General features: G+C 71.2%; 10 protein-coding genes, 1 tRNA gene and 1 pseudogene. 8 read left to right on the forward strand and 4 right to left on the reverse strand.

Annotation, left to right across the window (positions count from 1 at the left end):
* Nucleotides 1-53 precede the first annotated feature (53 nt).
* Both cysS and rlmB read left to right on the forward strand, forming a co-directional pair.
* Nucleotides 54-1,469 (forward strand): cysteine--tRNA ligase, encoded by a 1,416-nt coding sequence (gene cysS, locus ABZ809_RS30290; protein ID WP_357566035.1) that lies wholly within the window; start codon nt 54-56, stop codon nt 1,467-1,469.
* Nucleotides 1,469-2,620, forward strand: coding sequence for a 23S rRNA (guanosine(2251)-2'-O)-methyltransferase RlmB (gene rlmB / locus ABZ809_RS30295; protein WP_357566036.1), 1,152 nt, complete (start codon nt 1,469-1,471; stop codon nt 2,618-2,620). Before cysS ends, rlmB begins: the two co-directional genes overlap by 1 nt.
* A 59-nt stretch (nt 2,621-2,679) precedes the next feature.
* Here rlmB and ugpC read toward each other — a convergent pair whose 3' ends face one another.
* Nucleotides 2,680-3,771 (reverse strand): sn-glycerol-3-phosphate ABC transporter ATP-binding protein UgpC, encoded by a 1,092-nt coding sequence (gene ugpC, locus ABZ809_RS30300; protein ID WP_357566037.1) that lies wholly within the window; start codon nt 3,769-3,771, stop codon nt 2,680-2,682.
* Between the two features lie 332 nt (nt 3,772-4,103).
* Between ugpC and ABZ809_RS30305 the strand changes: the two genes are divergently transcribed.
* Nucleotides 4,104-4,180 (forward strand) — tRNA-Thr (locus ABZ809_RS30305).
* 385 nt (nt 4,181-4,565) lie between these two features.
* On the opposite strand, the gene ABZ809_RS30310 is transcribed toward ABZ809_RS30305, so the two are convergent.
* Together ABZ809_RS30310 and ABZ809_RS30315 are read right to left on the reverse strand one after the other, a co-directional pair.
* Nucleotides 4,566-4,874, reverse strand: coding sequence for a hypothetical protein (locus tag ABZ809_RS30310; protein ID WP_357566038.1), 309 nt, complete (start codon nt 4,872-4,874; stop codon nt 4,566-4,568).
* A gap of 242 nt (nt 4,875-5,116) precedes the next feature.
* Nucleotides 5,117-5,896: a class I SAM-dependent methyltransferase gene (locus ABZ809_RS30315; RefSeq protein WP_357566040.1), complete on the reverse strand. Its 780-nt coding sequence runs from the start codon at nt 5,894-5,896 to the stop codon at nt 5,117-5,119.
* 215 nt (nt 5,897-6,111) lie between these two features.
* Here ABZ809_RS30315 and ABZ809_RS30320 point away from each other — a divergent pair, with 215 nt between their 5' ends.
* From ABZ809_RS30320 to ABZ809_RS30335, 4 genes and pseudogenes are all read left to right on the forward strand, one after another.
* Nucleotides 6,112-6,513, forward strand: a complete 402-nt coding sequence (locus ABZ809_RS30320) for an AraC family transcriptional regulator (RefSeq protein ID WP_357566041.1) — start codon at nt 6,112-6,114, stop codon at nt 6,511-6,513.
* Between the two features lie 55 nt (nt 6,514-6,568).
* Complete coding sequence (locus tag ABZ809_RS30325) at nt 6,569-6,988, forward strand: VOC family protein (protein ID WP_357566043.1); 420 nt, start codon at nt 6,569-6,571, stop codon at nt 6,986-6,988.
* Between the two features lie 76 nt (nt 6,989-7,064).
* Nucleotides 7,065-7,223, forward strand: a pseudogene (locus ABZ809_RS30330) (histidine phosphatase family protein); the annotation flags it as partial.
* Between the two features lie 71 nt (nt 7,224-7,294).
* Complete coding sequence (locus tag ABZ809_RS30335) at nt 7,295-7,693, forward strand: histidine phosphatase family protein (RefSeq protein WP_357566045.1); 399 nt, start codon at nt 7,295-7,297, stop codon at nt 7,691-7,693.
* 27 nt (nt 7,694-7,720) lie between these two features.
* Here ABZ809_RS30335 and ABZ809_RS30340 read toward each other — a convergent pair whose 3' ends face one another.
* On the reverse strand, nt 7,721-8,269 hold the full coding sequence (locus ABZ809_RS30340) for a hypothetical protein (protein ID WP_357566046.1): 549 nt from the start codon (nt 8,267-8,269) through the stop codon (nt 7,721-7,723).
* A gap of 166 nt (nt 8,270-8,435) precedes the next feature.
* Between ABZ809_RS30340 and ABZ809_RS30345 the strand changes: the two genes are divergently transcribed.
* A partial coding sequence (locus ABZ809_RS30345; RefSeq protein ID WP_357566048.1) for a M4 family metallopeptidase occupies nt 8,436-9,698 on the forward strand: 1,263 nt, incomplete at its 3' end.

Here is a 9,698-nt window from a genome sequence, read left to right on the forward strand (position 1 = left end):
GTACGACCCGGCTCCGGGCGACCCCCGAAAGCGTGGACGGCTACCCTTGTACGGTGACGCTACGCCTGTATGACACCGCCACCCGATCGGTGCGGGACTTCGTCCCGCGGGAAGCCGGCAAGGTGGGGGTCTACCTGTGTGGTCTCACCCTCCAGGCTCCACCGCACATCGGTCACCTTCGCTCCGGCGTCAACTACGACGTGCTGCGCCGCTGGCTGCTCGCCGCCGGCTACGAGGTCACCTTCATCCGCAACGTGACCGACATCGACGACAAGATCCTCGTGAAGGCGGTGGAACGGGGTCGGCCGTTCTGGTCGATCGCGTACGCCAACGAGCTGGTCCTCGCCGAGTCCTACCGGGCGCTCAACGTGCTGCCGCCCACCTACGAGCCGCGGGCCACCGGGCACGTCCCCGAGATGCACGAGCTGATCGCCAAGCTGATCGCCGACGGGCATGCCTACCCGGCCACCGACGGCTCGGGCGACGTCTACTTCGACGTCTGCTCGTGGCCTGCGTACGGCTCCCTGTCGGGGCAGTCGCCGGACGCGATGCAGTCGGCCGGGGACGCTCCCGACCGCGGCAAGCGGGACCCGCGCGACTTCGCGCTCTGGAAGGGCGCCAAGCCCGACGAGCCGGCCGACGCCTACTGGCCGTCGCCGTGGGGGCGGGGCCGCCCGGGCTGGCACATCGAGTGCTCGGCGATGTGCTGGCGCTACCTCGGCGCCGAGTTCGACATCCACGGCGGCGGGCTGGACCTCACCTTCCCGCACCACGAGAACGAGATCGCCCAGTCGCAGGCCGCCGGGCTGCCGTTCGCCCGCTACTGGGTGCACCACGGCCTGCTCAGCATCGGCGGCGCCAAGATGGGCAAGTCGCTCGGCAACGCCCTCGACCTGTCGTACGTCGACTCGCTCGGGGTGCGCCCGGTGGAGCTGCGCTACTACTACGCCGCCGCGCACTACCGCTCCCGGATCGACTACTCGGAGGACGCGCTGCGCGAGGCGGCCGTCGCGTACCGCCGGATCGAGGGGTTCGTGCAGCGGGCCGTCGAGCGCGTCGGCGCCGGCCAGCTCGGCGAGCTGCCGGGCGCGTTCGCGGCGGCGATGGACGACGACCTGAACACCTCCGCCGCGTTCGCCGTCCTGCACGAGGTGGTCCGCGACGGCAACACCGCGCTCACCGGCGGCGACGATGTGACCGTCCGCACGGCGCTCGCCGCGGCCCGCGCCATGCTGGATATCCTCGGGGTCGACCCCCTTGACCCGGCGTGGACCGGTGGCGGCCGCGCGGACGACCTGCGCGGCGTGGTGGACTCGCTGGTCGCGCTGGCCCTGGAACAGCGCGCCCAGGCCCGCGGTCGCAAGGACTGGGCCGCCGCCGACGCCGTGCGTGACCAGCTCAAGCAGGCCGGCGTGGTGGTCGAGGACACCCCCCAGGGCCCCCGTTGGACTATTGGAGAGCAGGACTGATGGCCGGCAACTCGCAGCGCCGTGGCCGGCGACTGACGTCGAAGGCGGGAGCCCCCAAGGGCTCCGGCGGCAAGAACAAGGACTCCCTCGCCGGGCGCGGCAAGACCCTGCCGGCCGACGAGCGGCCCTGGCACAAGGCCTACTCGGGCACCGAGAAGCTGCCCCAGCGCACCGCCTGGAAGCAGGAGAAGGAGCGCCGGGCGGCGGCCGAGGAGGGGCGCGCCCCCAAGATCGGCCAGCCGGGCAGCAAGGACACCACGTGGGGCCGGGGCGGCGGCCGGGGCACGCCGACGGCTGCGCGTGGCACGGGCGGCGGGCGCGGTACGGGCGGCCGGGGCGGTCGCCCCGCCGCCGGTCGCGGCGGTCCCCGGGTGGCCCCGGGCCGCAAGTCCAACCCCTCGAAGGACACCCCGGAGCTGCTGGTCGGGCGCAACCCGGTGCTGGAGTCGCTGCGCGCCCAGGTGCCGGCGACCGCGCTCTACGTCGCCCAGGGCATCGAGATCGACGACCGGGTCAACGAGATCGTCCGCACGGCCGCCGACCGGGGCATCGCGATCCTGGAGGTCAGCCGGGCCGAGCTGGACCGGATGACCGGCGGCGTGCTGCACCAGGGCGTCGGTCTCCAGGTGCCGCCGTTCGCGTACGAGCCCTTCGAGGACCTCGTCGCGGCGGCGCTGGAGCAGGCCGCCCCGCTGCTGGTGGCGCTGGACGGGGTGACCGACCCGCGCAACCTCGGCGCCGTGATCCGGTCCGCCGCCGCCTTCGGCGCGCAGGGCGTCTTCGTACCGGAGCGGCGGGCCGCCGGGATCACCGCTACCGCCTGGCGGACCAGCGCCGGCGCGGCGGCGCGGGTGCCGGTCGCCCAGGTGACCAACCTGACCCGCTCGCTGAAGGCCTGCCAGGACGCCGGCTTCCTGGTGGTGGGCCTGGACGCCGACGGTGAAACCGACCTCTACGACCTGGAGGCCGCCGTCGGCCCGCTGGTCGTGGTCGTGGGCTCCGAGGGGCGAGGGCTCTCCCGGCTGGTCGGCGAGACGTGCGACCTCACGGTCAGCATCCCGATGGTCTCCGACGTCGAGTCGCTCAACGCCAGCGTGGCCGCCGCCGTCACGCTCGCCGAGGTGGCCCGCCGCCGGGCCGCCGAGGGCTGATCCGCAGACACGGAAAGGGGCGGTCCGCCGATGGCGGGCCGCCCCTTTCTCGTCGTACGTCAGATGCGGTTGCCGGTGCTCGCGTTGAACACGTGGCTGCGGCCCTCGCGCGGCTTGACGAACACGGTGTCGCCCATGTTCGGCATGTTGCGCCGGTCGGTGCGGACCACGAAGCGCTCGTTGTTGCCCTCCAGCGCGGCGTGGCCGTAGATGTTGGCGTCCGAGCCGAGGTCCTCGACCAGCTCGACGACGACGGGCATGCCGCCCTCGGTCGGGCTGACCAGGTCGCAGTCCTCGGGGCGGAAGCCGACGGTCACCTTGCCGTCGCCGCCGTCGGAGCGAGCCGCCTCGACCTGCTCACGGGTGAGCGGGATCTGCAGGTCGGCGAAGGTCGCGCCCCGCTCGCCCAGCGGCACGGTCTTGATGTTCATGGCGGGGGAGCCCATGAAGCCGGCGACGAAGACGTTGGCCGGGGTGTCGTAGAGCGCCCGCGGGGTGTCCACCTGCTGGAGCACGCCGTCGAGCATGACCGCCACCCGGTGGCCCATGGTCATGGCCTCGACCTGGTCGTGGGTGACGTAGACGGTGGTGACGCCCAGCTTCGCCTGCAACGAGGCGATCTGGGTACGGGTCTGCACACGCAGCTTCGCGTCGAGGTTCGACAGCGGCTCGTCCATGAGGAAGACCTGCGGCTCGCGGACGATCGCCCGGCCCATGGCCACCCGCTGGCGCTGGCCGCCGGAGAGGGCCTTCGGCTTGCGGCTCAGGTATTCCTCCAGCTGGAGCAGCGCCGCCGCTTCCTTGACCCGCCGGTCGATCTCGGCCTTGGAGGTCTTGCGCAGCTTGAGCGCGAACGCCATGTTCTCGTACACCGTCATGTGCGGGTAGAGGGCGTAGTTCTGGAAGACCATCGCGATGTCGCGGGCCTTCGGCGGCAGGTGGGTGACGTCCCGGTCGTCGATGTGGATCGAGCCCTGGTCGACGTCCTCCAGGCCGGCGAGCATGCGCAGGCTGGTGGACTTGCCGCAACCGGAGGGGCCGACCAGGACGAGGAACTCGCCGTCGCCGATCTCCAGGTCGAGCTGGTTGACGGCGGGACGCTCGGTGCCCGGGTAGATCCGGGACGCCTTGGCGTAGGTGACCGTAGCCATGGTGGGGTGCTTCCTTTCACCGGCAGGAACGTGCCGGACGATCCGAGTGGAAGGAGCGGCCGGCGACAGGTGTGCCGGCCCACGGGCGACTTCTCGATGATCGAGATGTCGTCCGCGTCACTGCACGGTAAACGGGATTTCGCCACCTGCCAAGGTGGGGCGCACGGGATGGGACGGATGGCATAGACATTCCGGTCACTCGGGCACGGGGGGACATCAATCGAACCCCGCCGAAGGAGTCTGTTGACCGGATGGCGACGTTTCCGGTGGTCGGGGGGCCTGCCGAGGTCGAAATCCGGACGTCAGTCGCTATGCTGACGTCGGCACCACACGCCCCTGTAGCTCAGCTGGCCAGAGCACTCGCCTTGTAAGCGAGATGTCGCCGGTTCGATCCCGGCCGGGGGCTCCATTTCAATCCGGGCATTTCGCGCCCGGCCGGGTACGCCCGGCCGTGCTCGATGCGCCCCGTCTGCCGGCAGGCGGGTTCAGGGGCGCCTCCGGCAGCGACCGCGACCCGCCCCGAGGGCTCCTCGTGCCCGACGGATGCGTCAGCCTGGTGTCACGGCCACGATCCCGATCAAGACCAACCAGGCCGCCAGCCGCGGCAGGAGGGTCGAAGGCCGGTCGGCGACCGACCTTCGACCCCGTCGTCGAGCGGCAGCCGCACGTCGTGAAGTGCGGCGTCAACAAGCTGAAGCGCCCTGGTTGGGCTGGTCTCGCGCACCGGACTTGTCGAAATCCGGCGGCCACGCCTCGATAAAACGAGTGGCCTTTCATTGCATCAGAATTGCGGCCTATCGGCAGTGCTCGAGCCGGAATTCCCCGTTGGAGTGCCGCCAGTAGAAGTATCTGCTGGTGTGGCCCTCGCCGTGCCCCTGGGCCCAGACCTCGTTATATCCCATGAAGTCGTCCACGCGAATCAGTTCGCCCCGCTGCACGGTGTAGCTCGGCTCATATTGGAGGTTGTAGAACTGGATGTTCTCCATCGCCTGGCACAGCGCTCCGTCCCACGGGATGTGGCTGGCAGCGTGCGCGGGACCGGCGCCGGTTGCCGCCGCGGCGCCGGCAAGGGCCAATGCGAGCGGCAGCGCGGCGATCCGCATCCTGCGGTTTCTTGGTGGTACCCGAAGGCTTTCGGTCGGCATCTTATCCACCCTTTCATCGGATTGCGCGGGCTGCGGTGGGGCAAAACCCCGGCAGTTTGCCAAGTGCGCCCGCGCCTCACGATATGGGTGCTGGAGTGTGCGAGGCAAGGCCCGCATGGATTTGTGGAAGTGGTGGGCAGTGATCCTTGGGCCATTGATAGACGTCAGACCTGTTAAGGCTCGGAAAACAAAAAAGACTTTCACGTGCGAGGTTGGCGCCTTGGCGGCGGGCCTCCGGTGGTGTGCGGCGGGACGCGGTAGACGGAGACGTGGGAAGGCGAGTCGGCGGTGAAGTCGGTGCCCGTCCAGTCCGCGTGCCTGGACTCCAACTCGAAGCCGGCGAGCTGGGCCATGAGGTCGAGTTCGGCCGGCCAGATGTAGCGGTGCGGGGTGCGGAACAGCCGGGCCTGCCCGCCCGCGTCGAACTCGAAGTGGTGCGAGACGACCTGCTGGTGCAGGACGTCGTAGGTGTCCAGGCCGATGTAGCCGGGCTCGACGTGACCGACGACGGCCTGCTGGCCCGGTGGCAGCTTGCGCAGCCAGGGCACCCAGAGCTCGATCACGAACCGTCCGCCGGGGGTGAGGTGGCGGGCGGCGTTGCGGAAGCACGCGACCTGCTCGGCCTGGGTGAGCAGGTTGGCGATCGTGTTGTAGACGAGGTAGACGAGGGTGTAGCTGCCCGGGGCGGCCGCCGTCGCCATGTCGCCGACGACCACCGGGATCGTCGCCTCGTCGACCTTGGTCCTCAGTTGGTCGATCATCGGGCGGGACAGCTCGATGCCCGTGACGGGCGTACCTCGTTCGGCGAGCGGGACGGCCACCCGGCCGGTCCCGATGGCGAATTCCAGTGCGGGCCCGTCGCCCGCCAGCTCGGCGAGGCGGTCCACGGTCGGCCCCAGCACCTCGGGCGCGAACATACCGGTGCCCGGCGAGTCGTAGCGCCGGGCCGCGTCGACGTCCCAGATGTCCTCCTGTCTCATCGCACCAACGATCGTCGTGGATGGCGACGGCGTCCAACGATTTCCGGGCTCGTGCCCGTTCGCCAAGATCGCGCGCTCATGCCCGATCGGCAGAATCGCGCTCGATCCTGGAAGTAGTGGCTTCCCATCGCTCAGAGGCCACTACTTCCAGGAAGTTGTGCGATCTTGGCCGGCGGGGGCGAAAGGGCGGTGCGCGGGTGCCTATGCTCAGCGGCGTGAGCAGGGCGACGGAGGAGTCCAACCGGGCCATGCTGCGCGCCCGGGACGCGATGGACCGCGCGTACGACCAGCCGCTGGACATTCCCGCCCTGGCGCGGATCGCGTACGTCTCCGAGGCGCACTTCATCCGCACCTTCCGGGCCACCTTCGGCGAGACGCCGCACCGCTACCTCCAGCGGCGGCGGGTGGAGCGGGCCATGTACCTGCTGCTGCACACCGACCGGGACGTCACCGACGTCTGCTACGCGGTCGGCTTCTCCAGCCTGGGCACGTTCAGCCGCACGTTCCGGCAGATCGTCGGGGAGCCGCCGTCGGAGTACCGCAGGCGCAAGGCGCCGTCCGCCGCCGTGCCGGTGTGCTTCACCAAGGCGTGGACCCGCCCCAGCAGCTTCGGGTAGCGGATGTCAGTTTTGGATAAGCAGCAGGTCAAGGTGGCCCCGTAGCGTTCCCGGCATGACGATGAACGCGATCAGCCGCTCCCAGATCTATGTGCTCGACCAGGACGAGGCCCTCGACTTCTACGTCGGCAAGCTCGGCATGGAGGTCCACACCGACCAGGACCTCGGCTTCATGCGCTGGCTGACGGTCAACCTGCCCGGCGACCCGGAGCGCGAGATCCTGCTGGAGCGGCCCGGCCCGCCGGCGCTGGACCCGGCGACCGCCGAGCAGGTCCGCGAGCTGCTCACCAAGGGGGCGCTGGGCGGGTTCCTCTTCATGACCACCGACGACGCGCACAAGACGTACGAGGACCTGGTCGCCAAGGGCGTCGAGATCACCGACGAGCCGATGGAGCGCCCGTACGGGATCGACTTCGGCATCCGCGATCCGTTCGGCAACAAGATCCGTATCGGCCAGATGTTTCCGAGGAGCTGACCTGGCGGCGGACTGTCATGATCGGGAGGCGTGCCGTCGGCGGCCCGCCTCCCGATCGCGTGCGAGGGGGGACGACGTGGGGACCCGCCTGCTCTACCTGGCCCGGCACGGCGAGCAGGACCGGCCGGCGGGGACCCCGCCGCACGTCGACCCGCCGGAGAGCGGCCTGTCCGGCCGGGGCCGCCGGCAGGCGACACTGCTCGGCGAGCGGCTGCGCGGTGTGCCCTTCGACGCGGTCCACCACGGCCCGCTGCGGCGTGCCGCCGAGACCGCCGGGCTGGTCGCGGCGGCCTGCCCGGGATCGGCGTGTACGCCGCCGAGGAGGCCGGCGACCACCTGCCGCACGACACCGATCCGGTCGGGCTGCCGCCCGCGTACGCCCGGCTGCTGGCGGGCTTCTCGCCGGCCGAGCGGGCCGACGGGCCGCGGCTGGCGGCGGCGGCCGTGCGGAAGTTCGCCACCCCTCCGGACGACGGCGACCGGCGGGATCTGGTCGTCACGCACACGTTCCTGATCGCCTGGTTCGTGCGGCACGCGCTGGACGCGCCGGAGCGGCGCTGGCTGGGGTTCGGCGCGCACAACTGCGGCCTGACGGTGATCCGTTACCGCTCGGGCGGGCCGCCGACCCTGCTCGCGGTCAACGACGTCGCCCATCTGCCGCCGGAGTTGCGCGCCACCGGCCTGCCGGCGGACTACCGGTTCTGACTCCGGCCGAGGGGCGGGTGCCGGTCCTCAGCCCGTGGCTCCGAGCAGGAGTTCCACCAGCGCACGGGTCGCGGCCGGCGCGGCACCGTCGGCCGGGCAGTCCACGTAGCCGGTCTCCACGGCCCCGACGCTCAGCCGGTAGCTGAAGGCGTCGCGGCAGGCGGTGGGGGCCGACGGGCGGCCGGCCTCGACGGTGAGCCCGGGGTCGGCGACGAGCCGGCGCAGCCGGTCGAGATCCGCGTCGGAGAGCCGGCCGGCGCGTTGGGCGCCGGCCCGGCCGACGACCGTCCACCGGCCGTCGTGCTCCACCGTCACGGTGTTACCGACCCCGGCGATCCCGCCCGAGCGGGTCAGCACGACCCGGGTCGTCGTGGCCGGCCCGGGGGAGCGCGAGGCGCTCGTCGCCTCGGGGGGCGGCGGGGCAGCCGTCGGCGTGACCGACGGGTGGCGGGGGCCGGGCGGGGTCGCCCGGTCATCCGGCCCGGCCGCGGCGCAGCCGGCCAGGAGCGTCAGGCAGCCGGCCAGGAGCGTCGCCGCCAGCGCGATCCGGGCGCCGGCCATCGAAGCTGATCTCATGTTCGTCGGACGCTCGGCGCGGCGACCTGGTTCCCACCAGCGTCGATTCCACCGAACGGCCATTGTCCTCGACAGAAATCCGATCACCCCTTCTCTTTTTGGCCGGCGCATCGTTGTATCTACATGCGTGACTACCCCCGTCACGCATTCCTGTCCAGGAGGGCACGTGAAGAAACCCCTTGCCGCCGTCGGTGCGGCCCTGCTAGCCGGCGGTCTGCTGACCGGCGTCGGCACCCCGACGCTCGCGGCACCCGCCGCCGCCCCCGCCCCGGGCGGACCCGCCGCCGCGGCGGCGAGCGTCCTGCAGGCCAACCCCGGTGCCGTCCAGGGCACCAGCGCCGAGTCCTACCGGGTGCACAGCACCAAGGTGGACGCGAACGGCGCGGCGCACACCCGTTACACCCGGACCTACCAGGGTCTGCGGGTGTACGGCGGTGACTTCGTCATCCACACGACGCCGAGTGGTGGTTACGCCGGTTCGTCGGTCGGTCTGGACGCGCCGCTGACCCTGGGCACTGCTGCGAAGGTGTCGGCGGCGGCGGCGAAGAAGGCCGCCCGGGCCGAGTTCTCCGGGACGCTCACCGGTGTGGGTGCCCCGGAGCTGTTCGTGGACGCGAGTTCCGGCAAGGGCCGGTTGGCGTGGGAGACGGTGGTCACCGGCTGGCACCCGGACGGGCAGACCCCGTCGCGGTTCCACGTCATCACCGACGCCACCACGGGCAAGGTCGTCGGTTCGTACGACGAGATCGAGGCCGTCGCCGGCACGGGCAACAGTGTGTACTCGGGTGCGGTCACGGTGGACACGACGCTGTCGGGCAGCACGTACCAGCTGATCGACCCGCTGCGCGGCAACGGTTCCACCTGCGACATGAACAACGGCACCTCCACGTGCACCACGTTCACCGACGCCGACAACACGTGGGGCACCGGTGCCCCGTCGAACCGGCAGTCCGCCGCCGTCGACGCGCACTACGGTGCCGCGAAGACGTTCGACTACTTCAAGAACACCCACGCCCGCAACGGCATCTTCGGTGACGGCCGGGGCGTGCCCAGCCGGGTCCACTACGGCAACAACTACGTCAACGCCTTCTGGGACGGCTCCCGGATGACCTACGGCGACGGCTCCGGCAACGCCAACCCGTTGGTCTCCATCGACGTGGCCGCCCACGAGATGAGCCACGGCGTCACCGAGAACGTCGTGCCCGGCGGCCTCACCTACTCCGGTGAGTCCGGCGGCCTCAACGAGGCCACCAGCGACATCTTCGGCAACATGGTCGAGTTCTACGCCAACAGCCCCGCCGACCCCGGCGACTACCAGGTCGGCGAAGAGATCGACATCAACGGCGACGGCACCCCGCTGCGCTACATGTACAACCCGTCGCTCGACGGCGCGTCGCACTCCTGCTGGTCCACCAGCACCCGCAGCGTC

Origin of the sequence: Micromonospora sp. NPDC047074 (assembly GCF_040643815.1) — a bacterium.
In the GTDB taxonomy this organism is placed as follows: Bacteria; Actinomycetota; Actinomycetes; order Mycobacteriales; family Micromonosporaceae; genus Micromonospora.

What these genes read in the sequence shown, in the direction of transcription:
- rlmB (WP_357566036.1), top strand. Translation starts at nt 1,469, where the DNA reads ATGGCCGGCAACTCGCAGCGCCGTGGCCGGCGACTGACGTCGAAGGCG.
- ugpC (WP_357566037.1), bottom strand. Translation starts at nt 3,771, where the DNA reads ATGGCTACGGTCACCTACGCCAAGGCGTCCCGGATCTACCCGGGCACC.
- ABZ809_RS30310 (WP_357566038.1), bottom strand. Translation starts at nt 4,874, where the DNA reads ATGCGGATCGCCGCGCTGCCGCTCGCATTGGCCCTTGCCGGCGCCGCG.
- ABZ809_RS30315 (WP_357566040.1), bottom strand. Translation starts at nt 5,896, where the DNA reads ATGAGACAGGAGGACATCTGGGACGTCGACGCGGCCCGGCGCTACGAC.
- ABZ809_RS30325 (WP_357566043.1), top strand. Translation starts at nt 6,569, where the DNA reads ATGACGATGAACGCGATCAGCCGCTCCCAGATCTATGTGCTCGACCAG.
- ABZ809_RS30340 (WP_357566046.1), bottom strand. Translation starts at nt 8,269, where the DNA reads ATGAGATCAGCTTCGATGGCCGGCGCCCGGATCGCGCTGGCGGCGACG.